Origin of the sequence: Qipengyuania algicida (assembly GCF_009828025.1) — a bacterium.
GTDB classification, from domain to species: domain Bacteria; phylum Pseudomonadota; class Alphaproteobacteria; order Sphingomonadales; family Sphingomonadaceae; genus Qipengyuania; species Qipengyuania algicida.
Genome location: NZ_WTYA01000001.1, coordinates 90,853 through 115,618 on the forward strand (window position 1 = coordinate 90,853; position 24,766 = coordinate 115,618).

At 60.3% G+C, this 24,766-nt stretch carries 25 protein-coding genes and 1 tRNA gene; 8 read left to right on the forward strand and 18 right to left on the reverse strand.

Annotation, left to right across the window (positions count from 1 at the left end):
• Window positions 1-33 precede the first annotated feature (33 nt).
• Both GRI58_RS00485 and pgsA read right to left on the reverse strand, forming a co-directional pair.
• Window positions 34-735 carry an aspartate/glutamate racemase family protein gene (locus GRI58_RS00485; protein ID WP_160751601.1) on the reverse strand — a complete coding sequence of 234 codons (702 nt, stop codon included), beginning with the start codon at window positions 733-735 and terminating at the stop codon, window positions 34-36.
• 141 nt (window positions 736-876) lie between these two features.
• Window positions 877-1,485, reverse strand: coding sequence for a CDP-diacylglycerol--glycerol-3-phosphate 3-phosphatidyltransferase (pgsA, locus tag GRI58_RS00490; RefSeq protein WP_160751602.1), 609 nt, complete (start codon window positions 1,483-1,485; stop codon window positions 877-879).
• Between the two features lie 118 nt (window positions 1,486-1,603).
• On the opposite strand from pgsA, the gene GRI58_RS00495 reads away from it, so the two are divergent.
• Window positions 1,604-3,052: an MFS transporter gene (locus tag GRI58_RS00495; RefSeq protein ID WP_160751603.1), complete on the forward strand. Its 1,449-nt coding sequence runs from the start codon at window positions 1,604-1,606 to the stop codon at window positions 3,050-3,052.
• Between the two features lie 359 nt (window positions 3,053-3,411).
• Window positions 3,412-5,094 (forward strand): thiamine pyrophosphate-binding protein, encoded by a 1,683-nt coding sequence (locus tag GRI58_RS00500; protein WP_160751604.1) that lies wholly within the window; start codon window positions 3,412-3,414, stop codon window positions 5,092-5,094.
• 60 nt (window positions 5,095-5,154) lie between these two features.
• Here the strand turns inward: GRI58_RS00500 and GRI58_RS00505 are convergent, their stop codons facing one another.
• Window positions 5,155-5,325: a CsbD family protein gene (locus GRI58_RS00505; protein ID WP_160751605.1), complete on the reverse strand. Its 171-nt coding sequence runs from the start codon at window positions 5,323-5,325 to the stop codon at window positions 5,155-5,157.
• A 130-nt stretch (window positions 5,326-5,455) separates the two neighbouring features.
• A complete protein-coding gene (locus tag GRI58_RS00510; protein WP_160751606.1) occupies window positions 5,456-5,866 on the reverse strand; it encodes an EVE domain-containing protein in 411 nt (136 codons plus the stop codon).
• A gap of 171 nt (window positions 5,867-6,037) precedes the next feature.
• Between GRI58_RS00510 and GRI58_RS00515 the strand changes: the two genes are divergently transcribed.
• The 5 genes from GRI58_RS00515 to GRI58_RS00535 are packed head-to-tail and all read left to right on the forward strand — an operon-like array spanning window position 6,038 to window position 11,316.
• Window positions 6,038-7,699, forward strand: coding sequence for an EAL domain-containing protein (locus GRI58_RS00515; RefSeq protein ID WP_160751607.1), 1,662 nt, complete (start codon window positions 6,038-6,040; stop codon window positions 7,697-7,699).
• A 50-nt stretch (window positions 7,700-7,749) separates the two neighbouring features.
• Window positions 7,750-8,565 (forward strand): diaminopimelate epimerase, encoded by an 816-nt coding sequence (dapF, locus tag GRI58_RS00520; protein WP_160751608.1) that lies wholly within the window; start codon window positions 7,750-7,752, stop codon window positions 8,563-8,565.
• Entirely contained in the window at window positions 8,562-9,734 is a 1,173-nt protein-coding gene (locus tag GRI58_RS00525; protein ID WP_160751609.1) for a MiaB/RimO family radical SAM methylthiotransferase, read from the forward strand. Before dapF ends, GRI58_RS00525 begins: the two co-directional genes overlap by 4 nt.
• Window positions 9,731-10,654 (forward strand): signal recognition particle-docking protein FtsY, encoded by a 924-nt coding sequence (ftsY, locus tag GRI58_RS00530; protein WP_160751610.1) that lies wholly within the window; start codon window positions 9,731-9,733, stop codon window positions 10,652-10,654. Before GRI58_RS00525 ends, ftsY begins: the two co-directional genes overlap by 4 nt.
• Complete coding sequence (locus GRI58_RS00535; protein WP_160751611.1) at window positions 10,654-11,316, forward strand: inner membrane-spanning protein YciB; 663 nt, start codon at window positions 10,654-10,656, stop codon at window positions 11,314-11,316. Before ftsY ends, GRI58_RS00535 begins: the two co-directional genes overlap by 1 nt.
• A 1-nt stretch (window position 11,317) precedes the next feature.
• On the opposite strand, the gene GRI58_RS00540 is transcribed toward GRI58_RS00535, so the two are convergent.
• From GRI58_RS00540 to GRI58_RS00580, 10 genes are all read right to left on the reverse strand, one after another.
• Window positions 11,318-13,282 carry a potassium transporter Kup gene (locus tag GRI58_RS00540; protein ID WP_160751612.1) on the reverse strand — a complete coding sequence of 655 codons (1,965 nt, stop codon included), beginning with the start codon at window positions 13,280-13,282 and terminating at the stop codon, window positions 11,318-11,320.
• Window positions 13,283-13,422: 140 nt separating this feature from the next.
• On the reverse strand, window positions 13,423-14,055 hold the full coding sequence (locus GRI58_RS00545; RefSeq protein WP_160751613.1) for a tetratricopeptide repeat protein: 633 nt from the start codon (window positions 14,053-14,055) through the stop codon (window positions 13,423-13,425).
• Window positions 14,052-14,426, reverse strand: coding sequence for a cytochrome c-type biogenesis protein (locus GRI58_RS00550; protein ID WP_160751958.1), 375 nt, complete (start codon window positions 14,424-14,426; stop codon window positions 14,052-14,054). Before GRI58_RS00550 ends, GRI58_RS00545 begins: the two co-directional genes overlap by 4 nt.
• A gap of 32 nt (window positions 14,427-14,458) precedes the next feature.
• Window positions 14,459-14,989, reverse strand: a complete 531-nt coding sequence (locus tag GRI58_RS00555; RefSeq protein WP_160751614.1) for a DsbE family thiol:disulfide interchange protein — start codon at window positions 14,987-14,989, stop codon at window positions 14,459-14,461.
• Window positions 14,986-16,956, reverse strand: coding sequence for a heme lyase CcmF/NrfE family subunit (locus GRI58_RS00560; protein ID WP_160751615.1), 1,971 nt, complete (start codon window positions 16,954-16,956; stop codon window positions 14,986-14,988). Before GRI58_RS00560 ends, GRI58_RS00555 begins: the two co-directional genes overlap by 4 nt.
• Complete coding sequence (gene ccmE / locus GRI58_RS00565; protein ID WP_160751616.1) at window positions 16,953-17,423, reverse strand: cytochrome c maturation protein CcmE; 471 nt, start codon at window positions 17,421-17,423, stop codon at window positions 16,953-16,955. Before ccmE ends, GRI58_RS00560 begins: the two co-directional genes overlap by 4 nt.
• Window positions 17,420-17,560: a hypothetical protein gene (locus tag GRI58_RS15375; protein WP_202386722.1), complete on the reverse strand. Its 141-nt coding sequence runs from the start codon at window positions 17,558-17,560 to the stop codon at window positions 17,420-17,422. The genes ccmE and GRI58_RS15375 overlap by 4 nt, the downstream gene beginning before the upstream one ends.
• Window positions 17,560-18,282, reverse strand: coding sequence for a heme ABC transporter permease CcmC (gene ccmC / locus GRI58_RS00570; protein WP_160751617.1), 723 nt, complete (start codon window positions 18,280-18,282; stop codon window positions 17,560-17,562). Before ccmC ends, GRI58_RS15375 begins: the two co-directional genes overlap by 1 nt.
• Window positions 18,283-18,381: 99 nt before the next feature.
• Window positions 18,382-19,446, reverse strand: a complete 1,065-nt coding sequence (locus GRI58_RS00575) for a Leu/Phe/Val dehydrogenase (protein ID WP_160751618.1) — start codon at window positions 19,444-19,446, stop codon at window positions 18,382-18,384.
• Between the two features lie 58 nt (window positions 19,447-19,504).
• Window positions 19,505-19,581, reverse strand: a tRNA-His gene (locus GRI58_RS00580).
• Between the two features lie 200 nt (window positions 19,582-19,781).
• On the opposite strand from GRI58_RS00580, the gene GRI58_RS00585 reads away from it, so the two are divergent.
• Entirely contained in the window at window positions 19,782-20,414 is a 633-nt protein-coding gene (locus GRI58_RS00585) for a prolyl hydroxylase family protein (RefSeq protein ID WP_160751619.1), read from the forward strand.
• Window positions 20,415-20,471: 57 nt separating this feature from the next.
• On the opposite strand, the gene rpmE is transcribed toward GRI58_RS00585, so the two are convergent.
• From rpmE to bamA, 4 genes are all read right to left on the reverse strand, one after another.
• Entirely contained in the window at window positions 20,472-20,702 is a 231-nt protein-coding gene (rpmE, locus tag GRI58_RS00590; protein ID WP_160751620.1) for a 50S ribosomal protein L31, read from the reverse strand.
• Between the two features lie 111 nt (window positions 20,703-20,813).
• A complete protein-coding gene (fabZ, locus tag GRI58_RS00595; protein WP_160751621.1) occupies window positions 20,814-21,275 on the reverse strand; it encodes a 3-hydroxyacyl-ACP dehydratase FabZ in 462 nt (153 codons plus the stop codon).
• 14 nt (window positions 21,276-21,289) lie between these two features.
• On the reverse strand, window positions 21,290-21,976 hold the full coding sequence (locus GRI58_RS00600; RefSeq protein ID WP_160751622.1) for an OmpH family outer membrane protein: 687 nt from the start codon (window positions 21,974-21,976) through the stop codon (window positions 21,290-21,292).
• Window positions 21,976-24,732, reverse strand: coding sequence for an outer membrane protein assembly factor BamA (gene bamA / locus GRI58_RS00605; protein WP_160751959.1), 2,757 nt, complete (start codon window positions 24,730-24,732; stop codon window positions 21,976-21,978). The genes GRI58_RS00600 and bamA overlap by 1 nt, the downstream gene beginning before the upstream one ends.
• Window positions 24,733-24,766: the final 34 nt, after the last annotated feature.

Consider the following 24,766-nt stretch of genomic DNA (forward strand, 5'->3'; position numbering starts at 1 on the left):
CGCAGGCCTGCATGGGCTGACTCCGCACATATCCTAAACGGCGTCGGCGCAAATCCATTCGACTGCCGCCCGACAGTGACTCGCTGTGGTGTCGAACACCGGCATGACATTGGCGTTGGTGGTCACGACCTGATCGAGCTCGGCACAGGCGAGAACGACCGAATGTGCGCCTTGCTGTTCCTTGCGAGTGATGATCGTCTTGAGCGCCCTTTCGGCGCCACGGGTCACCTTGCCCAGCATCAGTTCCTTGTAGATGATCGAATCGACCATCTCCGCATCGTCCGGGTCCGGTGCCAGCAAGTCGATTCCCTTCGCGACGATGCGTTGACGAAAGAAACCTTCGGTCATGACAGCACGCGTGCCGAGCAATACCACGCCATCGGTCTGTCCGGCGCGTACAAGATCCTCTCCAACGGCGTCGGCGATGTGGAGAATGGGGATGCCGACGGCGTCGCTCACTTGGTCAAAGACGCGATGCATCGAATTGGCCGCAATAATCAACGCGCCGACGCCAGCCTGCTCGAGGCGCTGGGCGCTCTCGATCAAGAGTGCGGCGGCGCGATCCCAGCCTTCTTCGTCCTTGAGGGCGTAAAGCTGCGAATACTCGAGACTTTCGATGAACAGCGGGGCGCTCGCCGTTGGGCCTGACCGCTTCTGGATCCCGCGATTGATCAACTCGTAATAAGCACGGGTGGCGATCCAGCTCAAACCCCCGATGATTCCCAATTTGCGCAAGACCAGCGCCCTTCCTGTTCGTCCAATTGCGGCAACGCCCCTGTGGCGCCCCTTCGCCAGTGCAGCATGAACAAATGCTGGCTTCGTCGGTTCCGAATGCGTCTAACGGGGGCTAGGATTGGACGAGCGGAGTCCGCCGCTTCAATCCATGTGCTTCAGGCCGACACGCAGATAATCCCACCCGGTAATGCAGGTCAGGACCGCGGCTGCCCAAAGGCTTGTGAGTCCGACGAGATGGATCCACTGATCGCCTAAGGTGCCGCAATATTCCAGCGCCGAATGGCACGGGACACCTTCTACGGCGCCGCCAAGGATGAGCGCCCCCAAGCTCATAAGCTGAAACGTCGTCTTCCACTTGGCGAGCTTCGAAACCGGCACCGACACCTGAAGGCCACCGAGAAACTCGCGCAGGCCCGAAACCGCCATTTCGCGAATCAGAATGATGAGCCCGGCGATGACATGGGCGTCGCCGACATAAGGCCCGCGCAGATAGCCCTGAGCGGTGAGGATCAGGATCACCGCGGCGACCATGATCTTGTCGGCAATAGGGTCGAGGAACTGGCCCAGCTTGGACACCGTCCCCTGTGCTCGCGCGAGATATCCGTCGAGGTAATCGGTGAAGCCGATGATACAATAGAGCACGAAAGCGATGCCATAGCCGAGGTGCCATTCCGGCCACCACAGGAAGAAGCCCAGGATCGGCACCGCGAAAATTCGCGAAAGCGTGAGAATATTCGGTAGAGTCAACATCAACCCTTCCCTAGCGCCCGCATCGCCAGAGCAAAAGTCCAAGCTATGCTCTTGTTCGTGGCGGGCACGGTGCTAGGGCAAATCTCATGCCGCTAAGCGACACACGGGTTGCCAGCTGATGACGACCGCTACCAGCCTGCTCGCCCGACGGCGGTTCCTGCCGCTGTTCGTGACGCAGCTGCTCAATGCTTTCAACGACAACCTTTACAAGACCGCAATGGTCCTGTTCGTGGTGTATTCGGTCTATAATTCCGAAGCGAGCGAGGCGCAGTTCAGTGCAATCGCGTCGGGCATCTTCATCCTGCCCTTCTTCCTGCTTTCCGCCATCGCCGGACAATTGGCCGATCTGCGCGACAAAGCGAAGATCATCCGCATCATCAAGGCTTGCGAGATCGCCATCATGAGCGTGGGTGCGGCGGGGTTGCTGATTTCTTGGCAGTCGGTGCAATGCGCTCGCGGCTTACCGCAGTGCTATGTCGCCCCGCATCCGTTGCTGGCGGATATGGCGATTCCCTTGCTGCTCACCGCTTTGTTCGCGATGGGGGTGCATTCGACCTTCTTTGGTCCGATCAAATACGCCATCCTGCCGCAGCATCTGGAAAAGAAAGAGGTTCTTTCGGGCACCGGACTGGTCGAAGCAGGCACCTACATGGCGATACTGGTCGGCACGATTCTGGCAGGCTGGATTCCGGTAGAAGTCGCGGCGCTGGGCATACTGGGCACGTCGGTGATCGGTTATCTTGTTTCGCGACAGGTGCCTTCTGCTCCGCCGCAGGGTGATGAGGAAATGCACCTGCCGCTGCTCGAACCATTCTTCAAAAAGCACCGCAACTGGCTGATAAGGATCGTTGCTTTCATTCCGGTTGGCTTGGTCGATCAGATGATCGTCTCCGTTCGGCTGATCCGGGCGACCATGCACAACAAGGAAGTCTATTACGCCATCCTTGCCATCAGCTTCTTCTGGACCATCGGTGCGGTGCTGTTCATCCAGTTCCCCCCGCTCGCCAAAAACACGCTGATGGCGAGCAAGGAAGTCGCCAGCCTGTTTCTTGTGATCTTCTCAGTCGGGGTCGCGATCGGATCGGTGGCCGTCAACGCGCTGCTCAAAGGCGTAGTCTCCGCACGTTATTCGCCTCTGGCAGTCATCATAATGGGAGTGTTCGTTGTCGGGTTTTATTTCGTGGCCCGCAGTTGGCAGCACTATCCGGGCGAAGGACTGCTCGATGTGAGTGCCTTCATCACCCACCCGCACGCACCATTGCTAATGCTAATGCTGCTGGGCATTTCCGTATCGGGCGGAATGTTCGTGGTGCCGCTCTACGCCTTTCTCACCACCAAAGTCGCCTCCGACACCGCCGCCCGCACCATCGCGGCCAACAATATCGTCAATTCGGGTGCGATGGTGGGAGGATCACTGCTCGCCGTAGGGCTCACCGCAGCGGGCGTGCCGATCACGGAACATCTCCTGCTCAGCGCAGCGATGTGCCTCGTTTCGGCCTGGCTCGCCTTGCGGCTCTACCGTGTCGAACAGGCCGAAGACGAAGCCAAAAGCGCAATCAGGCAATAAACGCGAGAACTGCGGCGAAAGTCGCGAAATACGCGGTTGCAAACCCGCGCACATCACCAGCTGTCAGGCGCCAATTGCTTGGCATTGCGATACTGACGAGCGGTCCGGTGCGCACGTGCTGCGGCAATCGCGCACGGAAAGGATGCCGCGCCGCCTCGTCAGTTAGAACCAGTGATCGTCTCATGTTTGCGCCCTCCAATTATTATCGGTCAATGGCGCGTTAACCCGCTGGTAACCAATCCGCTCCGGCCAATTTCGGAGCTGCCCCACGGCGGGACAGTAATCGCCTTGGTCCGCCTATAACCTCCATAGCATTGGTGGTGATTGTCATGTCGCAAAGCGCCCGCTACTTGCCCGCGATGAGCGAAATCCGATCTCCCCGCCCTACGCCCGGTGCCGCGCGCCTGCTGGTCGACTGCCTGATCGAACAGGGATGCGACCGTATCTTCACAGTTCCGGGCGAAAGCTTCCTGCCCGTGCTCGACGCATTGCACGGGGAAGATCGGATCGACGTGGTCACATGCCGTCAGGAAGGCGGCGCGGCGTTCATGGCCTGTGCGGACGGGACGATGACCGGACGGCCGGGCGTGTGCTTCGTCACCCGCGGTCCGGGGGCGACCAACGCCAGCATCGGTGTGCACGTCGCGTTCCAGGATTCGCAGCCGATGATCCTGTTCGTCGGAGACGTCGATTCCTCGATGCGCGATCGTGAAGGGTTTCAGGAGCTGGACTTCGCAGCATTCTTCGGCCCGACCTCCAAATGGGCGGCTCGGATCGACAGTGCTGAGCGGATCCCCGAATATATCGCACGAGCCTATGCCACGGCCATTTCCGGTCGTCCCGGCCCGGTCGTGCTGGCTCTGCCGGAAGATATGCTCGGAGAGGCAGACGTTCCCGGAACTCCTCGCCCTTTCGTAACCCGCCCCGCTCAGGCACCATGTCCCGACGCGATGCAGGCCATGATGGCGCTGATCGGCGATGCAGCATCGCCGGTTGCGATCATCGGCGGTGCAGGTTGGAATCCCAAGGCGCGTGAGTATTTCCAGCTGTTCGCAGAACGGATAGGCATTCCGGTTGCGACCGCATTCCGAAGGCAGGACGCAATTTCGCCCTCGGCTCGGGTCTACGCAGGCAATCTTGGGTACGGGCCCAATCCGCAGTTGGTCGAGCGGGTGAAATCGGCCGATCTGATCCTCGCGGTCGGCGCGCGGCTCGGGGAAGCGACGACCGATGGGTATGCCATTCCGCCGATCCTCGGTTCGGATCGCAAGCTGATCCATGTTCATCCGGATCCGGACGAGCTGAATCGTGTCTACCCCGCCGATCTGGCGATCTGTGCGGGCATGGACGAGTTTGCAGAAAGCGCCGCACTTTGGGACGAAAACGATGTCATCTCGTTCGACGCCGGCGCGCAAGCCCACACCGAATGGTTGGAATGGACGACGCCCAAGCCCAACGATCATGCGCTCGATCTTGGCATGTGCGTCCAGGCGATGCGCGATACGCTTCCTGCCGATACGGTCATTTGCAACGGAGCGGGTAACTTCTCCGGTTGGTGGCACCGCTTCTGGAAGTACGAGGGATTTCCGAGCCAGCTCGCACCAACTGCCGGTGCAATGGGCTATGGAGTGCCCGCTGCTGTAGCTGCGGCGCGCAGATTACCCGACCGTACCGTCGTGGCGTTGGCGGGCGACGGCGATTTCCTGATGAACGGGCAGGAGCTGGCGACCGCAGTCCAGCATGATTGCGACATGATTGTCGTGATCATCGACAATGGCGCCTATGGCACCATCCGAATGCATCAGGAACGCGAATTCCCCACGCGTATTTCCGCAACCCAGCTCAAGAACCCGGATTTCACCGCTTTGGCCGCGGCCTACGGTGCATGGTCGCGAAAGATCCGGACGACAGCCGAATTCACGGACGCTCTGGTCGAGGCAAAGGGCCGCACAGGCCTGCGCGTGCTTCACTGCCTGATCGACGTAGAACAGCTTGCGGCCAGCGGAGCGAGCATCAGCGGCCTGCGACAGGTGAAACCGTAAGCTCCATACGAAAGGGGCCGCCCACTTGGACGGCCCCCTTTGTTGTTCGGTTGCTACGGCTCAGATATCGTCGCCAAGAGCGCCTTTTACCTTGCCCTTGAGCTGTTGACCCTTGCCTTTTGCTTCCTGAGCCTGCCCTTCCGCGCGGGTTTCAGGATTGTTGGACTGTTGCTTGATCTTTCCGGCGGCTTCGTTGGCGTTGCCTTTGATCTTGTCTACAAGTTCACCCATTGCAATTCTCCAATAGCCTTTCACAATGTCAGGCCTTTGGAAGAACAACGGAAACAACCCTCGATCGATCCCAAATATTGTCACTAAGCCGACAAAATGTGCTCCGTTTGAGCCATTCCGCGCTGCGGCATCAACCTTTTGACATCTCTAATATGACCTCCCATTCCGCAGGCGTGATTTCCGCAACTGACAGGCGCGATTGACGAACCAGTTCACAATCGGCCAAACGCGGTTCCGCCTTGATTTGCTTGAGCGTCACCGGATGCCGCAATTTCTGCTTTGGCTTGACTTTCACCGCCGCCCATTTGCCTGTGGGATCGGTCGGATCGGTCAGCCCTCCCTCGCTGATCTCTACCACGCCGACAATCTCGAGGCCGATATTGGAATGGTAGAAGAATGCAGTATCGCCCTCTTGCATCGCTGCAAGATTGTTCTTCGCACGGTGGTTGCGCACCCCATCCCAGATGCCCTCGCCCTGCTCCACCAGATCATCCCAGCTGTAAGCGTCAGGTTCGGATTTCATCAGCCAGTGTCGTGACATAACTCTTTGCTCGTTTCCTTGGTTTCGTGGGCGCGACGGGGCGAAGCCGCGTTTCCGTATCCTTGTGCAAGCTAAATCGTACCCCGGATTAACGCCTTCTTAGCCAACATGGTCGTAGCAAGGATGCTCTGACAAGCCTTGGGGGGACTATTGTCCGCAAATCGGAAATCTGTGCTGGAAAGATTTCGCGGCCACTTTCTTGCGGTCCGCGATCCTAAGAATGACGTTATCGTTCTGGGTATCGCGATCACGTCTCTGTTGCTGTTCGTAGCGGCTGCAGGAACGATTTTCCCTCAGATCATCAAGGCTTGGCATGGCGGGGCGACCAAGCCAGACCTGGTCCTCGCCAACGCTTTGCTTCTCAATATCGCGCTGATCCTGCTTGGCTGGAGCCGCTACAAGGCTCTGATGCTCGAGCTGGCCGAGCGCTGCGCTTCGGAAGAAGAAGCCAAGCGCCAAGCGAACACCGATCCTTTGACCGGCTGCCTTAACCGGCGCAGCTTCATTCCGGCGACCAGTGCCTTGCTCGAACAGGCGCGTGATTCCGCAAGAGTGCTGGCGTTGTTCCAGATCGATCTCGACAATTTCAAACAGATCAACGACCTGCATGGGCACAAACTGGGCGACACTGTTCTGCTCACCGCCAGTCAGCGGCTGGCTGACGAACTTCCGCGCGATGCCGTTCTCGCACGTCTGGGCGGAGACGAATTTGCCTGCGTGATCACTTATGGCCGTCACGAACAATTGCGGATCGATCAACTTGCGGAAAGGCTGGTCGAGGTCGTCAGTCAACCGATCGAGATTCTGGGCGGCGCGATCGAAATGACACTTTCAATGGGGATCGCCAGTTCTGCACGACTGGAGCTGTCGGACGATCCAGCGATCGCCTGTGACGAACTGATGCACAAGGCTGACATCGCCATGTATCAGGCCAAGAAACAGGGGAAAAACCGTCTGTTCTGGTTCGAACCTTCCATGGAATTTGAACTGAAATTTCGCGGAGAGTTGGAAGCCGGCATCCGTCGCGGTCTCAAGAACGGTGAGTTCATTCCCTATTACGAACAGCAGATCGACCTCGATACGGGGGAACTGGTCGGCTTTGAAATGCTCGCTCGCTGGCAATCGCCCGAGTTGGGTCTTGTCGGACCGGATATCTTCATCCCGATTTCTGAAGAGATCGGCGCGATCGAGGAACTGTCCCGCAAGCTGATGATTCAGGCGCTCGAACACGCCAAGATGTGGCATCCTCGGATCACGCTTTCAGTCAATGTCTCGCCGATCCAGCTACGCGACCCGTGGTTCGCGCAAAAGCTGCTGAAACTGCTGGTCGAGCACAACTTTCCCGCCTCGCGGTTGGAAATCGAAATTACCGAAAGTTCTCTGCACGAAAACATCGGCATGGTTCGCAGCACGATCACAAGCCTGCGCAATCAGGGCATCCGCGTCAGCCTCGACGATTTTGGCACCGGCTATTCGAGCCTCGCACAGCTACGTTCGCTGCCGTTCGACCGGCTCAAGATCGACCGCAGCTTCGTCCGCGAGCTCAAGCATTCCGGTGCAGGCGGCAAGCTGGTGAGCGCGATCATCTCGATGGGTGCGGACCTTGAATTGCCGGTCACCGCAGAAGGTATTGAGAACGACTTTATCCTCGCTTCATTGCGCAAGCTGGGCAGGCTCAAGGGCCAGGGTTATCATTACGGTAGGCCCGAGCCAGCGGAGCAGGTGACGAAACGGCTGGCGGATCTCAACATGTTGGCCGACCATCGCGACGATCAGGACGACGCTGATTTCGGTCCGGGCAAGGTCACAGACAGCTCGCAAAAAGCCGGATAGGTTTGACGAGGCTGGACGCGGCAAGCCCGCACGCATAGAGCCGCGCCGCTATGCGCGTTCCGTTCATCAAGATGCAGGGCCTAGGGAACGACTTCGTCGTGCTGGATGCGCGCGAGTGTGAAATCCCGGCGCTCACCGCTGACGTTGCGCGTCATCTGGCCGATCGCAGGCTGGGAATAGGCTGCGATCAGGTGATCCGCCTCGACCCTTCAGAAGACGACGCAGCCGATACACGGATGAGCATCTGGAATGCCGATGGCAGCGGGGCAAGCGCCTGCGGTAACGCCAGCCGTGCTATCGCGATGCTGATTGGAGAACCCGCTGCCGTCCAGACAGATGGCGGCTTGATCAGGGTGACGCCCGGCGATGGCGTGGCCAGCGTCGATATGGGCGCACCGCGTTTCGAATGGCAGGACGTGCCGCTCGCCTATGCCATGGACACGCTCTCCATGCCCGTGGCCTGGGAAGAACTGGAAAACCCCGGTGCGGTGAATGTCGGCAATCCGCATGTCGTGTTCGCGGTGTCAGACTGCGACGCGGTTCAACTCGACCGTCTGGGTCCGTTGATCGAGAACGATCCGCTTTTTCCCGAGCGGGTGAACGTCAATGTTGCCGCCGTGGAAAGCCGTGAGCGCATCCGCCTGCGCGTGTGGGAGCGCGGTACGGGCCTAACGCAGGCTTGCGGCACGGGAGCTTGCGCAACCGCTGTGGCACTCATGCGGTGCGGGCTTGTCGACCGCTCCGTCACCGTCGCCCTGCCCGGTGGTGAGCTGGAAATCGCATGGCATGACGGCGGCCCGATCGTCATGACGGGTGCCGCCGCCGAAAGCTTTCGCGGGTCATTCGAGTGGGATGAGTATTCGTGACGGCGACTGAAATCGTCACGCTGGGCTGTCGCCTCAACCTTTCCGAAAGCGAACGAATGCGCCAGATCCTCGCTTCGGAGAGCGATCTGATCGTCATCAACAGTTGCGCGGTGACGAGCGAAGCTATGCGCCAGACCCGGCAGGCAATCCGGCGCGCGCGACGGGCGCGGCCCGATGCGCGGCTAATCGTCACGGGGTGTGCAGCGGAAATCGAGCGCGACCAGCTGGCTGCCATGCCGGAAGTGGACGGGCTGGTGCCCAACACAGCCAAACTCGATCCCCGCGCATGGAATGCAGCAGAGGCTCAGGAGCCGGCTCCCCAGCGCCGCACACGCGCCTTCGTAGCGGTGCAGAACGGCTGCGATCATGCCTGTGCCTTCTGCGTGATCCCGCAAGGCCGAGGAACGAGTCGATCCCTGACCATCGCCCAAGCCTTGCGCGCTATCGAAGGTCATCTTGAGATCGGCACAGCCGAAATCGTCCTCACCGGCGTCGATCTGACCAGCTGGGGACATGACCTGCCGGGCCAGCCCGGGCTCGGCGCGCTCGTCGCGGCGATCCTCGAGCGTTTTCCAGAGTTACCGCGACTGCGCCTTTCATCGGTCGACGGGATCGAGATCGATCCGCTACTGTTCGATCTGCTCGCGACCGAAGGACGCATCATGCCCCACCTGCACCTGTCGCTACAGCATGGTGCGGACCTGATCCTGAAACGCATGAAGCGGCGCCACCTGCGCCGCGATGCAATCGATCTGGTGGCGAGGCTGAAACAACACCGGCCCGAATTCGCCATCGGTGCCGATCTTATTGCCGGTTTCCCGACCGAAAGTGACGACCACCATCGCCAGAACATTTCGATTATTGAAGAGCTCAAGATCGTCCACGGGCACATTTTCCCTTATTCGCCGCGTCCCGGCACTGCTGCAGCGCGAATGCCGCAGCATGACAGGCGCCTCATTCGCCAGCGTGCAGCGCAACTGCGCGAGACCGTGGCGAAGTTGCGCGCAGACTGGATGGCGTCGCTCGTCGAAAAGCCCTGCACCGTGCTCGCCGAAAGGGACGGCACCGGCTATGCCGAAAACTTCGCCAGGGTCGCGACGCCGGGGATAGCCCCGGGAACCATCATGACCCTCACCCCAACTCGTATCGAGGATGATCTGCTGACATGAGCGAACCCAGCTGGTCCGAACGCGTGTTTGGCGGCTTTCGCAAGACGTCGGAACGCCTCGCCACCAACCTTACCGGGGTCGTCGGCACCGCCAAGCTCGACGATGCGACGCTCGACGATGTCGAGGATGCGCTCATCATGTCCGACCTCGGGCCGTCCGCTGCCGCGCGCATTCGTGCGAAGCTGGCCGAGAAGCGGTTTGGCCTGCAAATCAGCGCGAACGAGCTCAAGGAAGCGGTGGCCGAGGAAATCGCCACGATCCTGCGCCCGGTCGCCAAGCCGCTCGAGATTACCGCCTTCCCGCGTCCGCAGGTGATCCTCGTGATCGGCGTCAATGGCAGCGGTAAGACCACGACCATCGCCAAGCTGGCGCATCTGTTCCAGGAAGACGATTACTCGGTTATGCTGGCCGCCGGCGATACTTTCCGCGCCGCAGCCATCGGACAGCTCGCCACCTGGGCCGACCGTATCTCCGTTCCCATCGTGCGCGGCCCGGAAGGCGGCGATCCGGCCAGTATCGTGTTCGACGCGGTCAAAGCCGCGACCGACCGCGGAACTGATGCACTCATCGTGGATACAGCTGGGCGATTGCAGAACAAGCGCGAGCTGATGGACGAGCTGGCGAAGATCCGCCGCGTCCTGGGCCGCCTCAATCCCGAAGCCCCGCACGATGTCGTGCTGGTGCTCGATGCCACGAACGGACAGAACGCCTTGAGCCAGATTGACGTATTCAAAGAGGTCGCGGGAGTGACCGGCCTTGTCATGACCAAGCTCGACGGAACCGCGCGCGGCGGCGTGCTGGTGGCCGCGGCCGAGCAATACGGACTGCCGATCCATGCCATCGGGGTCGGCGAAAAAATCGACGATCTGCGGCCCTTCGATCCCGATCTCGTCGCGCGCGTTATTGCAGGGGTTGCCTGATGTCCGAAGCATCGAACGAAACGACGAGCACGAAACCCAAGACCGGCTGGCTCAATATCGCGGTCGATTATGGACCGCTGATCGTCTTTCTGGCGGTCTACAAGTTTTCTTCGCCCTCAGCACATGCCCCGCTCGAACAGATCGCCGCCGTCATCAAGGGCACGATTGCGTTCATGGTTGCAGCCGTTGCAGCGCTGGCCTTTTCCAAGTGGAAGTTCGGCAAGGTTTCGCCAATGCTGCTGCTCTCGACGGCGCTGATCGTCGGCTTCGGCGCGTTGACCATCTGGCTGCGTGACGAACGCTTCATCCAGTTCAAGCCGACCGCGATCTATCTGCTGTTCGGCGTGTTGCTCGTCGGCGGATGGCTGCGCGGGAAAGCCTTGCTGCAAACCTTGCTCGAAGCCGCCTTCGAAGGCGTCGATCAGGCCGGCTGGCTCAAGCTGTCGCGCAATTGGGGGTTCTTCTTCTTCTTCCTTGCTGCACTCAACGAAGTCCTGCGCGCTCAGCTCAGTTTCGAGGACTGGCTATGGGCGAAGCTGTGGGTGTTCATGCCGCTGAGCTTCCTGTTCACTTTCACCCAGCTGCCGATGCTGCTGCGCCATGGCCTTGCCATCGAGGACAAGGACGAGGTGATGAAGGACCAGCCGCCAACCGGCGAATGAGCTAGATTTCGAGCTGGCTTCCGAGTTCGACCACGCGATTGGTCGGCAGGCGGAAGAATTCCATCGCGGTCGCCGCATTGCGCAGCATCCATGCGAACAGCTTCTCGCGCCAGATCGGCATACCAGGGTGCTCCGCCGGGATCAGCGTCTGTCGCGACAGGAAGAAGCTGGTGTTCATCATGTCGAACTCGCCGCCGCACTGTTCCATCAGCTTGAGGCCTTCAGGCACATCGGTTTCTTCCATGAAGCCATAGTGCAGTACGGTGCGATAGAACCCATCACCCAGCTCCTGCACCTCGCAGCGATTTTGCGAGTTGATGTAAGGCACATCCTCGATCAGCACGGTCAGGATCACCACACGCTCGTGCAGCACCTTGTTGTGCTTGATATTGTGCAGCAAAGCCGACGGAACGCCGCCCGTTTGGCTGGCCATGAAGATCGCCGTTCCGGGAACGCGCGTGGCGCTGTTCTTGGCGGACTTGGCAAAAATGCCGATTGGCAGTGCAACCTCGCTCATGCGTTCGCGCATCAGGCGGCGGCCCTTCGCCCATGTGGTCAACAAGGTGAAGGCAATGGCGCCGATCAGCAGCGGGAACCAGCCGCCATCTGGAACCTTGGGCAGGTTTGCAAAGAAGTAAGCCCCGTCGACGAAGAAGAACACCAGGAACACCGGTATGGCGACATACCATTTCCACTTCCACACAGCCATCAGCAGCACGCCCATCAGGAAGGTGTCGATGAACATCGCGCCAGTCACCGCGATACCATAGGCCGACGCGAGCGCGGTCGAGCTGCCGAACATCAGCACGAGGATGATGACCGCGATCATCAGCGCGTTGTTGACGAAGGGAATATAGATCTGGCCGCGCTCCGCCGCACTTGTGTGCTCGGTCGAGAGGCGGGGAATGAAGCCGAGCTGGATTGCCTGATGGGTGATCGAGAACGCGCCCGAGATTACCGCCTGGCTGGCGATGAAGGTCGCACAGGTGGCGAGAATCACCAGCGGCAAGCGCAAGCTGTCGGGTGCCATGGTGAAGAAGGGGCTTTCCATCGCGGTTGCGGTCTGCGCCGGGTCCATCGCTGCAATCATCGCGCCCTGCCCGAAATAATTGAGCAGGAGGCACGGCATGACAAAGCCGAACCACGACATGCGCAGCGGGCCTTTTCCGAAATGGCCCATGTCGGCATAGAGCGCCTCTGCGCCAGTCACGGCGAGCACGACCGAGCCGAGTGCGAGGAAGGCGATATACCCGTCAGACAGGAAGAACTGCACCGCATACCACGGGTTCAATGCCTGCAGGATATAGGGGTTGTGGTAGATCTGGATGACACCCAGCACCGCAATCGTGGCGAAATAAAAGATCATGACCGGCGAAAACAGCCTGCCGACCGTCGCTGTGCCGCGCCGTTGGATCAGGAACAGGAAGATCAGCAGGACAAGCGCGATGGGAATAACCAGCGGTTCCAATCCATCGTTCACGACGGTTAAGCCTTCGACCGCCGAAAGCACTGAAATTGCGGGCGTAATCATGCTGTCGCCGTAGAACAGCGCGGTCGCGAAAACGCCCAAGATCACGACCAGATAGCCGTATTTCGGCGATTTGATGTGACGCGACAGGAACGCGATCAGCGCGAGCGTCCCGCCCTGCCCCTTGTTATCCGCGCGCATCAATATGGTGACATATTGCAGCGACACGATGATCAGGATCGACCAGAAGATCAGGCTAACGACGCCATAGATATGCAGCTTGTCGATCGCCAGCGAGTGCGAACCGAGAAAGGTCTCGCGGAAAGCATAGAGCGGGCTGGTGCCGATATCGCCAAAGACGACACCGACCGCTGCAACAGTGAGCGCGGCCTGCGAGCTGCCACCATGGTCAGAGCCATGATCGGATTGCTCGGGAGTGCCGGAAACAGCCACGGGGTCACCGGGCAGTTCGCCTTGAGACGCAGGCAAATCCGTCATTATGCGCGCAAACCCTGTTTCATTGGCTTTCCCTGTCGCTTGCGATGCCATGTTCGCTGCGAGGCGCGCGGATAGCAGCCCCTCCACCATGCCGCAATGCCCGGATCTTGTTGACGGTTCCGCGCGGATGCTCGCAATGATTATGAACCGGGCTGTTGTTTGAGCATGATTTGGAGTTGCACGATCCGCGCCGCAAGCTCCTCGCGCCATAACGCATCCTTGGGCGCGGCCGCCAAAGCTTCCGTCCACAACTTGCGCGTTTCCTCAGGCTGACCGGCGCGTAACATGGTAAGGCCCAGGAAATAGTGGGCAGCACCATTACCGGGCATCAGAGTCTGCGCCCTGCCATAGGCATACAGGGCAGCTGGAGTGAGATGGCCTTCAGCATGTTCGGTCAACGCATTACCCAACGCGACCCAGCCTTCCGCATCCCCCGGATTTTCCGAGACCGCGATCTCGGCGAAATTGGCTGCATCCTGAAAATCGCCTTTGCGAGCGAAGGCATCGGCGGTCACGATATAGGGCGACGGCAGCGACTGAGGATCGAAAAAGCGCCGACGCGCGTCGACGAACAAACCACCGGTCGATGCATCGCGCTCTTGCGCGACGCGGGGCGAGGATGGCTCGCTTGGGCTTCCCTGAAGCGCGTAGCCGGACAATCCGAACAGCAACGCCGCGCCGAACAGCGGATATCCCGAACGCGGCAACCGAAACACCAACGCCGCGATCAGGAATGCCGCTGCGACCAGCAACAGGAACGGCCACCAGATCATGAAGGCCTCCCCACTCTACGCCAGACGATTGCGACAGCCAGCAGGATCAGGACCAAGGGCACCGCGAACAGCGGCCATGTCGTGCGGCTGATTTCGGGCTTGTAGCTGACGTAATCGCCATAGCGCTCCATCAGCCAGCGGCGGATGACCTCGGGATCTTCGCCTGCCGCAATGCGCAGCCGCACCTCGCTGCGCATGTCGCCGGCAATCGGTGCATCGCTGTCGGCAATCGACTGGCTCTGGCACTGCAGGCAGCGCAGCGTTCCCATCAACGCCTCAGCTTTCGCTTCCAGCTTCGGATCGGATAGCTGGCGATAGGCATAGGGCGCAGGGGGTAACTGGTCCTGCGCCATGAGTGGCGAAGACGTCATCGCCGCGCCGAACAGCAAGAAGCCTGCGAACTTCACGCTCCCGCCTCGCGCAACTTGGCAAGCAGCATCGGCACATCGTCCGCGCGAATATCGCCGATGTGCTGGTAAGTGATGACGCCGTGACCATCGATCACGAAGGTTTCCGGCACACCGGACGAGCCGAGCAGGAACTGGACCCGCGAGACATCGTCTGCCCCGATCGCCTGATAGGGATCGCCATTTTGCGCAAGGAACCGGGTGAGGTCTTCAGATCGGTCGCGTATATCGACCCCGACAATTGTCGCGCCTGCCTGTCGCAATTGCTGGAGCTGCGGAGCTTCGGCGGCGCAGGGCACACACCAGCTGGCAAAGATGTTCAGCAGCCGCGGCTTGCCATCGGCAAAGATCGCACTGGTAACAGTCGGCTTGTCCGGCAAGGCTTGAGGAAGCTGGAAGAACGGCATGGCTTTGCCGATCATCCTGCTGTGGACGAAATCGTCCTTCGGCTGCGGCAGGAGATAGGCCGCCAGCCCGATAAAACCTGCAAACAGCAGCAGCGGGATCCAGAGCCGCCAGCGCGTCATGCTGCGGCCTCCCCGGCGCGCAGGGCACGGTTGCGCTTGGCCATCCGCAGGCGCAAATCTGCCATCATGCGTCCGATCAAGGATAGCAAACCGCCCAGCGCGACCAGACCGCCGCCCAGCCAGATGTAGATCACGAAGGGCTTCCACCACAGCCGCAACTGCCAACGTCCCTGTGCCGATTGCTCTCCGATGACCGCATAAAGCTGGCCGTTCCAGCGCGTTGACAGCGCACTTTCTTTGGTCTGCTGCGGCGGTGCCCAGAAGCTGCGCGATTGCGGGGTCAGCGTGATGGGCTGCTCTCCACGATAGCTCGCCGTTAGATTGCCCTGCATCGCCGTCCAGTTGGGCCCGGCGACCGGCTCCACGCCATCAAGCTTGACCGACCATGGCCCGACCATCGCGGTTTCGCCGACGCCGACGGCAGTCAGCTTTTCCTTCGTAAACGCGCTGTCCGAGGCCATACCAAACAGTGCCATTGCGATCCCGAAATGCGCGAGCACCATCCCCCAGGTGAACAGGGGCACGCGGCGCAGCTTGCGACCCTTGAGTGGCGACAGGCTGGCAACAGCCAGAGCCAATGCCAGAACCAGGCCAAGAAACGGCAGGACATGGACCCCGCCAATCAGCACGACCACAATTATGCCCACCGCCAACGCAGCGAGAATCGCCAGGAGTTGGCCCTTGATCCGCGAAGCCGAATCCTGCCGCCAACGCAGCAGCGGCCCAACCATCATCACCAGCAACATCGGGATGACGAAGATCGCAGACACCGGATCGAAATAGGGTGGTCCGACCGAGACGCGCACGCCAAATGCTTCGGTGACCAGCGGATAAAGCGTCCCCAGCAGGACGATCGCGAGAATTGCGCTCAACATGACGTTGTTGAACACCAGCGCACCTTCACGACTGGCCACGGCAAAGCGTTTGCCCTCGACGATCGAGCCTGCGCGCAGCGCGAACAGCAGCAGCGCCCCGCCGATATACAGCGCCAGCAATATAAGGATGAAAGTGCCGCGTTGGGGATCGACCGCAAAGGCATGGACGCTGGTCAAAATACCCGATCTAACGAGGAACGTCCCCAGCATACTCATCGAAAAGGCAACCACGCCAAGCATGATCGTCCAGGTGCGCAAGGCATCGCGTGCAGCCAGCACCGAAACCGAATGCAATAGGGCAGTCGCCGCGAGCCACGGCATCAGCGAGGCGTTTTCGACCGGATCCCAGAACCACCAGCCGCCCCAGCCCAGTTCGTAATAGGCCCAGTACGACCCGGCAGTAATCCCCAGCGTCAGGAAAATCCACGCAGCCAGGATCCAGGGCCGCATCGCACGTGCGAACGCCGGGGTAACCTCGCGCGTCAAAAGGGCACCCACCGCAAAGCTGAACGCAATCGAAAGCCCGACGTACCCAACGTAAAGCGTCGGCGGATGGAAGGCGAGCCCGAGGTCTTGCAGTAGCGGATTGAGCCCTGCCCCTTCAAGCGCCGGAAACGTCAGTCGGTCGAAGGGATTGGAACTCAGCAGCAGGAAGGCGTAGAAACCTAGCGCAACCAGCCCTTGCGCGGCAATGGTAGCCTGCATCGTGCGTTCGGGAAGACGGCGCTCGACCAGCGCGATCAGCGCCCCGGCCAACGACATGATCGTCACCCACAGCAGCATCGAGCCTTCGTGATTGCCCCAGGCTGCGGCAATCTTGAACACCAGCGGCTTCATCGAATGGGAATTCTCCGCCACCAGCCGGACCGAGAGATCGGTGATCGCAAAGACCCACAGCAGCATGGCGAATGAGAAGATCGTCAGCAGCCCCTGCATCACCGCAGAGGGTCGCGTCAGCCGGGCGATCTCGGGCAGCACGCTATCATCTGATCCGCCCCGTCCGGCATAAACGGTGAGCAGTCCGGTGACCACTTGCAGAATGGCAAGCGCGGCTGCCATCCACAATGCAGCAAGCCCTAGTTCGGCGATCATTGCAGGCCGACCGTGGTCTTTTCAGCCATCTTCGCAGCCTTCGTGTCGGTCATGCCCTGCATCTCGCGCGGGACATAGTTCTCGTCATGCTTGGCAAGGATGGTGCTGGCGATGAACACGCCATCGGGCGCGAGATGACCCTCCGCGACCACACCCGATCCTTCTTCGAACAGGTCCGGCACGATCCCGGTAAAGCGCACCGGAATTTGCGCATTGCCGCGCCCGGTGACGGTGAAGTCGATGGTGACGCCATCTGGCAAGGTCTTGAGCGAACCTTTCTCCACCATTCCGCCAAGCCGCACCGCTTGCCCTACGGCTGGGGGGTTCGCTTTCATCTGATCGGGCAGGTAGAAATAGCTCGCCTGATTGCGCAGCGCCCATGCGGCCAGAAGCCCCGCAGCCAGCAGAGCCACCAAGGCAAACCCGAGCAGCACGAGCCGCTGGTGCTTTGGCTTGAGCGCGCTCATTTGCGACGTATCCGGTCACGCCGCGCTTCGGCCCTGATCATGGACAGCCAGCTCCACCCCACCATGGCAAGCGTACCGATAATGCCAACGGCGTAGGCGGCCGCCACGAAATGCCACTGGTCCATCAGCTCGCGCATCAAGCCGCCTCCATCGCCTTGCGCCGCAAACGCGCTTCGGCCTGAGTATGGGCCAGCAAGGCCCGCATTCGGGCCAGCACGACACCGGCAAAGATCAGCGTGAAACCAAGGGTCGAAATCAGCAATGGCACCAGAAAAACCGGATCGATCGCGCTTTTGCCCATGGTGATGCTGGGCGGCTGGTGCAGCGAATTCCACCACACCACCGAGCGGTTGATGATCGGCAGATTGACCGCACCCACCAGTCCGAAAATGGCGGGTATGCGCGGCGAAACTCCTTCACGCTCCGCCGCACCGGCCAAGGCGATATAGGCGCAAAAAAGGAAGAACAGCACCAGCATGCTGGTCAGGCGTCCGTCCCACACCCACCACGTACCCCAGGTCGGTCGGCCCCATATCGAACCGGTGATGAGGCACAGCGCAGTGAACACGGCTCCAGGTGCGGCTGCTGCCCGTGCTCCCAATGCTGCGAGAGGATGACGCCAGACAAGAAAAATCATACTGCACAGCGCGAGTGTGCTCCATCCCGCCATGCCCAGCCAGGCAAAGGGTACGTGCAGGAACAGTATCCGCACCGTCTGGCCCATCAGTTGGTCTGGCGGAACTTCGAACAGGCCCCAACCCAATGCACCGGCGCAAATCAACAGGCCACTCGCCAGACACAAGGGTGTCAGCCAGCGCGCGAGTGCGAGAAACCGCTTGGGATTGGCAAAACCGTGCATGGGACCGTCCGGCCTCGCAATGGCAGGCCATGCCTGCCGGAGCAAGGGATTCGCGCGGCTAATCCGCCGGTTGTTGAGTAGCGCTAAAGGCGCAGTGACTTAGCGCCCAATCAGGTTTTGCGCCATCCGATCGGCGACGCGGTCGGGCGATACGCCGGTAGAGGCGCTTTCCTGCCAGATTTCCTCCAGACGCCCCGGAATCTGCGCGATGCGCTTGCGCACCTCGTTGATATCGCAAGGCTGGCCCTTTTCACGGCAGAGATATTCGAGCGTCACCGAAATAATGCCACCGGCGTTGATGACGTAATCGGGCGCATACAGAATGCCGCGTTCGAAGAGCTTGTCGCCATGCCCCTGACGGGCCAGCTGGTTGTTCGCCGCACCCGCCACGATCTGGCAATCGAGCCGGGCGATCCCGGCATCGTCAAGGATCGCGCCCAGCGCATTGGGGCTGAACACGTCGCAATGCACACTCATGATCGCATCGGGCGACGCCACATCGGCGTCGAGTTCGCTGGCTAGAGCGGCATTTCGTTCCTCGTTGATGTCAGACATAGTGAGCCGCGCGCCGTCTTTGGCCAGCAACCGCGCGACGCCACCGCCAACGCTCCCGGTCCCCTGGATCGCAATGTGCACGCCGTCGAGATCCTCACGACCGAGCTTGTGGCGAACTGCGGCCTTGATCCCGTGATAGATGCCCATCGCCGTAAACGGCCCCGGATCGCCGCCGGCGGCATGCTCGCCCTTTACCGGAAGGCCAGAGACGAACTGGGTCCGCTCGGCAACCTTCGCCATATCGGCTTCGCTGATGCCGACGTCTTCGGCCGTTACGTAACGGCCACCCAGAGCCTGGACCGCATCGGCAAACGCAGCAAGCAGTTCCGGTGTCTTGGTACGAGCCTTGTCAGCGAGGATTACCGCCTTGCCCCCACCCATCGGCAAGCCAGCCATGGCATTCTTGTAGCTCATGCCACGCGACAGCCGCAGAGCATCGCGCATCGCGTCCTTGGGGTCGGCATAATGCCAGAACCGCGTTCCACCCGCGCCAGGGCCGAGATGGGTCGAATGCAGAGCAATAATCGCGGTCAACCCGGAACGCGGATCGCGCACCAGCTCCACCATTTCGTGATCGTCGAAATCGGGTTCGGTCCAGAAGGCCGTCATTTGGTGCTCCAGCACTGCGCGGCCCACGCAAGGCCAGCGTAAATTTTCCCGGAGAAAGTGGGGCGATCGACGGGATCCGAACCCGCGACCTCCGGTACCACAAACCGGCGCTCTAACCAACTGAGCTACGATCGCCACATGCCCCGGCACGGCTGACGCCGCGACGTGTGAGGGGCTGATAATGCCCGCTTGCGCGCCGTCAAGCGCCACATCGAGCGGGGCGAGCCTGTTACACAACAGCGCTCACAAGGAAAGTGAAAACTCGCATAACGCGGTCTTTGCGCAAGATTCTTTCCACGCTTGTCCAGCGCGCCGGTGTGCCTATCTTTTGCACGATGCTGGAACCGGGCGAATCTTCTGCTGACCGATTGCTCTCCCACGGCGGGGTGCAACGCGTCCCAAGCGATAGGCTGGAGCTTTTTCAACTACGGAACTTCCTCGATGACGATTTGTGCGCTTCGCTGATCCAGAAGATCGAGGCGGAGCGACGCCCCTCGACACTCGCGGACGCGAATGGGGATGAATATTTCCGGACGAGCGAAACTTGCGATCTTTCGCCCGACTTGCCCGAAGTTCGCGAACTCGAACATCGCCTGGAAAATCTTTCGGGAATCGATCCTGCCTATGGCGAGCCGGTTCAAGGGCAACGCTATATCGTGGGGCAGGAATTCAAGCCGCACTGCGACTATTTCACTCCCGGCGGCAATGACTGGGACCGCTATTGCTCGGTTGCCGGGCAGCGTAGCTGGACCTTCATGATTTATCTAAATGCAGTCGAGGCCGGAGGCGCGACACGCTTCAAATGCATCGGCAAGACTTTCCAGCCCGAGGCCGGAAAACTGCTGTGCTGGAACAACCGCAGACCCGACCGCAGCATCAACCCCAACACGCTCCATCACGGCATGAAAGTGCGCAAGGGCGTGAAATACGTGATCACCAAATGGTATCGCGAAAAGCCTTGGGGCTAACAGCAAAAGGGCGGCCCGATGGACCGCCCTTCGTGAATTTCGTGAAGAAAGCGGCGCTTACTTCTTTTTGAGTGAGAGCCCGCCGAAACGCTTGTTGAACGCGGCCACGCGGCCACCTTCGTTGAGCAGACGCTGGTTACCGCCGGTCCACGCCGGATGGCTGGTGGGGTCGATGTCGAGCGTCAGCGTGTCGCCTTCGCTGCCCCAGGTCGAACGGGTCTGAAATTCGGTGCCATCGGTCATCTTGACCGTGATGGTGTGATAATCGGGATGTCCGTCAGCCTTCATGGCTCAAGTCTCCTAAGCTCGGAACGGTTCCGACCGGTCCAGCTGTGTGTGGGAAGGCGCGCCGCTTAGCGCCCGTAAATCCGAATTGCAAGCGTAACGAGAAAATCCGCGCTATTGGTCAGGCGCGTCGGCGATCATCGCGGTGAACTGCACTTCGCACGTCACCTTGCCTTCAACGCTGGCCTTGCCCGCAAATTTGCACACGCGCGCACGCTTCTGGACGAATTCGACTTCCAGATCGAGCAGGCACCCCGGCGTCACGGGCGCGCGGAACTTGGCGTTCTCTATGGCCATGAAATAGACCAGCTTGCCAGACCCGGCCAGTTCCAGCGTCTCGACCGCCAGGACACCGGCGGCCTGTGCCAGCGCCTCCACCTGGAGTACTCCGGGCATGATCGGTGAGCCGGGGAAATGACCCTGGAAGAACTGCTCGTTAAAGCTGACCGCCTTGATCGCATGGATACGCTCATCGCGCTCCAGCTTCACCACGCGGTCGACCAGCAGCAAGGGATAGCGATGCGGCAACGCTTCCAGCACGCGCCGAACGTCGAAACCGCTTTCGCTATCGCTCATTGCCTGTTCCTCGCTCAGCGACCGGTCGGCTTGGCCGAAGTCGAACCCGTCGTGGGCGTCGCCGCCTGCTGCGCGGCCTGCTGCTGCGCCGCAGCGATCAGCAGGTTCTGGACCGAATCGCGAAGCTGTGCGGCCTGACGCGACGGACGCCAGTTGGCCGGTGGGGTGGTGGTCACGGACGGCACGCGCTGGTTAAGCGCTGCGACGATGTCATCGGTCACGTCGATGGTCGGCGGGCCATATTCGACCGCATCGGGGTTGAGCATGATCTGGATGTTCTTCTGGCTGATGACCTGCTGGCGCGCCGCCGCATATTGCTGGATGATCTGCTCGAGGGCATAGGTCTGCGCCATGGCGATCGGCTGCGACAGGGTCTGGGCCTGCTGTTCCGTCGTCTGGAGCTGCTGGACTATCGAGGGCTTGGCTTTCGCCTCTTCGTTCGAGATCTGCCCGTCGTTGTTCGTGTCGAGGGCCTTCTGATCCTGCGCCATCTTCTGGCGAAGCTGGCCGATCTGCTTGATCTGCGCGTCGTAGGTCTTGCCGATCTGCTCGTAAGCAGTCGTCCGTGCTTGCGACTTGGCGATTGCAACTTCGGGGCTGCTGGTGGCGATGCCGTTGACCTGCGCAGTTGCAGGCATCGCGATTGCGGCAGCTGCGACTGCGACGGTGGCGAGCGCGGTGGTTTTTGGGAGAAGTTTCATCAGAATTGGGTTCCTACATTGAACGAAACAGTCTTGGTGTCGTCGCCCGGCTGGCTCCGAAGAACCTTGGCGATATCGATCCGCAGGGGACCGAAAGGCGAATTCCAGTTGATGCCGATGCCGACAGAAATTCTCGGCGACGGACTATCGCCGAGGAACTGTTCTTGGAACGGCCCTGCGAGCGTCCTGGACAAAGCAGTGTTTTGGTTGCTCGAAAGACAGGAGGGCGGGTTCGGGTTTATAGCATTCGTGACTTGGGAGGTGGCGGACGGAACACAGGCTCCACTCGCGTCGAGGCTGGCCGCGTCAACCTGCTGATAGAGCTGATTACCATTTGTATCATAGATCGGAATGCTGGTGCCGTTTGGATACGGACTTTGCTGCAGAATTGGCCTGGTAACATTGAAGACCGATCCCACCGCAAGGAAAAGCGAGGGACGAATCCCGAGGTTCTTCGCGCCGCTTCCCAGCGGAATCTCAAGTTCTGCCTTGCCGAGGTAATAGGCATCGCCACCCAAGGCATCGTCACCGACACTGTTTCTGTCCGTGTTCAGGATCGGATCGCCGTTGCTGTCGATCCCGGTAATCGGATAGCGCAGGACGCGAGGTCCGAGGCCGCGAATATCGAAGCCGGGGAACTGCCCTTCGCCAAGGAAGAAGCGATCGGTCAGCAGAACGTCGTCGACGCCCGGCTCGTTGCGATGCTTGAAGCTGCGAATTGCACCACCCTCGCCATGCAGCGAGAACACGAAACCGCTGCCAATCGACCAGAACTGCGATGCACTACCGCGGATACGCAGATAGCTAACATCGCCACCCAGACCTGCGAATTGCGCCGTCAATGACGCGTTGCGACCGCGCGTCGGACGCAGGCGACTGTCCGTCGTATCCATGGCAAGGGTGAGGCCGAGGATCGAACTCAGGCGATTACCGAGCGCATCGCAGAGATAACGACCCGCAAGCAAGGGATCGCACTGTTGCAGAGGTGGGTTCTGGCGATCGGTGAAATAGGTGAACGGATCGAGCGTCACCTGATCGTAATTCAGCGTATAGCTGCCGATCAGCGAAACATATTCGGTCAGCGCCGTGCCCAGCCTGACCGAAGCACCGGTCGTGGTCTGCTGGAAAGTCGTATTACGACTGCTGTTGAGGAAGTTGAAGTTACTGTAATCCTTACGATAGACATCCACGCCCAGCGATATGCTACGATCGAACAGATAGGGTTCAACAAAGCTGGCTTGCGCCGATTTGCCGTATTGCGAGTAATTGACGCTGAGGCCGACAGTCTGGCCTCGACCACGGAAGTTGCGCTGCTTGATCGAAGCCTGAAGGATGAAGCTTTCCAGCGAGGAGAATCCCGCCGACAACTGCAATTCGCCAGTGGGCTTTTCCTCGACGTTGGCTTCGAGAATGATCTTGTCGGGTGACGAACCCTGCTTCTGGCTGACCTCGAAGTTTTCCTGGAAATAACCCAGCGACTTGATGCGCGCCGTGGTACGCTTGACCTGCAAGGTGTTGAAGGCGTCACCTTCGGCCAGGCGGAATTCCCGGCGGATCACCTTGTCCTGCGTCAGCGTATTGCCGTTAACGTCAACCCGCTCGACATAGACCCTCGGCGCCTGCTTGAGGTCGAACGTGACATCCATCGTCAAGTCTTTGGGATTGCGATGGAATTGCGGTTCGATATCGGCGAAGGCATAGCCAAAGGTTCCGGCCAGATCGGTCAGGCGATCAACCGTATCCTCAACTTCCTTGGCGTTGTACCAATCGCCGGTCTTCATCGGCAGCGTCTTGGCCAACCGTTCGCCGTCAAAATCGCGCAGCTCGCTCTTCACATTGACCTTGCCGAACTTGTAGCGCTTACCTTCTTCCACCACATAGGTGATGATGAAGTCACGCTTGTCGGGCGTTAGTTCCGCTACGGCCGAAACCACACGGAAATCGGCATATCCCTGCGTCAGGTAGAACTGGCGCAGTTTCTGCTGGTCGAATGCGAGGCGATCCGGATCATAGCTGGTGTTCGAGCTGAAGATGGTCGTCAACCGCGCCTGCTTGGTGACCATCTCGCCGCGCAGCTTGCTGTCGGAGAAAGCGTGGTTGCCGATAATATTGATCTGGCGAACCTTGGACTTGGGACCTTCGCTGATCTCGAACACCACGTCCACGCGGTTCTGGGGGAGCTTGACCATCTGCGGCTCAACCGTGGCCGCGAAACGCCCCTGGCGCTTGTAAAGCTCGATGATGCGATCAACGTCGGCACGCACTTTCGACCGGGTGAAAATCTGCCGCGGTGAAAGCTTGATCTCCGGCATGATCTTGTCGTTCTTGATGCGTTTGTTGCCCTCAAGAATGATGCGGTTGACCACCGGGTTCTCGGTGATCGTGATCGTGACGTTGCCGTCCTTGTAAGCCACGCTGACGTTGGAGAACAACTCGGTGGCGTAAAGGTCCTTCAGGACCTGGTCACCGGCCGCTTCGGTCCAGACATCGCCCGGGCGCAGGCGAATATAGGATAGCACTGTTTGCGGCTCGAGCCGTTCGGCCCCAGCAACGGAAATCGTCTTTACCGTCTCGATCGCCGCAGGAGCCGGTGCAGGCGCAGCCTGACTGGATGCGGGCGCGGAAGCTGCTGATTGAGCCGCAGGAGTAGCGTTGTCCTGCGCCTGAGCCAGAGCGGGAGCGCCAGCCAGTACAGTCCCGGCGAGGAGTGCGCCAACAAGCCTGGCAACCGGCTTTGCCGCTGCAACAGAGGCCATCACATTATTGGGTGTCGACAAGGAAATCCCGTCC

Excerpts from the sequence above, each read along its gene's own strand:
- GRI58_RS00600 (WP_160751622.1), bottom strand. The coding sequence starts at position 21,976 with ATGAAACTTCTCCCAAAAACCACCGCGCTCGCCACCGTCGCAGTCGCA.
- dapF (WP_160751608.1), top strand. The coding sequence starts at position 7,750 with ATGCGCGTTCCGTTCATCAAGATGCAGGGCCTAGGGAACGACTTCGTC.
- GRI58_RS00535 (WP_160751611.1), top strand. The coding sequence starts at position 10,654 with ATGTCCGAAGCATCGAACGAAACGACGAGCACGAAACCCAAGACCGGC.
- GRI58_RS00505 (WP_160751605.1), bottom strand. The coding sequence starts at position 5,325 with ATGGGTGAACTTGTAGACAAGATCAAAGGCAACGCCAACGAAGCCGCC.
- bamA (WP_160751959.1), bottom strand. The coding sequence starts at position 24,732 with ATGGCCTCTGTTGCAGCGGCAAAGCCGGTTGCCAGGCTTGTTGGCGCA.
- GRI58_RS00550 (WP_160751958.1), bottom strand. The coding sequence starts at position 14,426 with ATGACGTCTTCGCCACTCATGGCGCAGGACCAGTTACCCCCTGCGCCC.
- GRI58_RS00545 (WP_160751613.1), bottom strand. The coding sequence starts at position 14,055 with ATGATCTGGTGGCCGTTCCTGTTGCTGGTCGCAGCGGCATTCCTGATC.
- GRI58_RS00500 (WP_160751604.1), top strand. The coding sequence starts at position 3,412 with ATGAGCGAAATCCGATCTCCCCGCCCTACGCCCGGTGCCGCGCGCCTG.
- GRI58_RS00560 (WP_160751615.1), bottom strand. The coding sequence starts at position 16,956 with ATGATCGCCGAACTAGGGCTTGCTGCATTGTGGATGGCAGCCGCGCTT.
- GRI58_RS15375 (WP_202386722.1), bottom strand. The coding sequence starts at position 17,560 with ATGCGCGAGCTGATGGACCAGTGGCATTTCGTGGCGGCCGCCTACGCC.
- GRI58_RS00540 (WP_160751612.1), bottom strand. The coding sequence starts at position 13,282 with ATGACGGATTTGCCTGCGTCTCAAGGCGAACTGCCCGGTGACCCCGTG.
- pgsA (WP_160751602.1), bottom strand. The coding sequence starts at position 1,485 with ATGTTGACTCTACCGAATATTCTCACGCTTTCGCGAATTTTCGCGGTG.
- GRI58_RS00510 (WP_160751606.1), bottom strand. The coding sequence starts at position 5,866 with ATGTCACGACACTGGCTGATGAAATCCGAACCTGACGCTTACAGCTGG.
- ccmC (WP_160751617.1), bottom strand. The coding sequence starts at position 18,282 with ATGCACGGTTTTGCCAATCCCAAGCGGTTTCTCGCACTCGCGCGCTGG.
- rpmE (WP_160751620.1), bottom strand. The coding sequence starts at position 20,702 with ATGAAGGCTGACGGACATCCCGATTATCACACCATCACGGTCAAGATG.
- GRI58_RS00575 (WP_160751618.1), bottom strand. The coding sequence starts at position 19,446 with ATGACGGCCTTCTGGACCGAACCCGATTTCGACGATCACGAAATGGTG.
- ccmE (WP_160751616.1), bottom strand. The coding sequence starts at position 17,423 with ATGAGCGCGCTCAAGCCAAAGCACCAGCGGCTCGTGCTGCTCGGGTTT.
- ftsY (WP_160751610.1), top strand. The coding sequence starts at position 9,731 with ATGAGCGAACCCAGCTGGTCCGAACGCGTGTTTGGCGGCTTTCGCAAG.
- GRI58_RS00585 (WP_160751619.1), top strand. The coding sequence starts at position 19,782 with ATGCTGGAACCGGGCGAATCTTCTGCTGACCGATTGCTCTCCCACGGC.
- GRI58_RS00555 (WP_160751614.1), bottom strand. The coding sequence starts at position 14,989 with ATGACGCGCTGGCGGCTCTGGATCCCGCTGCTGCTGTTTGCAGGTTTT.
- fabZ (WP_160751621.1), bottom strand. The coding sequence starts at position 21,275 with ATGAGCGATAGCGAAAGCGGTTTCGACGTTCGGCGCGTGCTGGAAGCG.
- GRI58_RS00495 (WP_160751603.1), top strand. The coding sequence starts at position 1,604 with ATGACGACCGCTACCAGCCTGCTCGCCCGACGGCGGTTCCTGCCGCTG.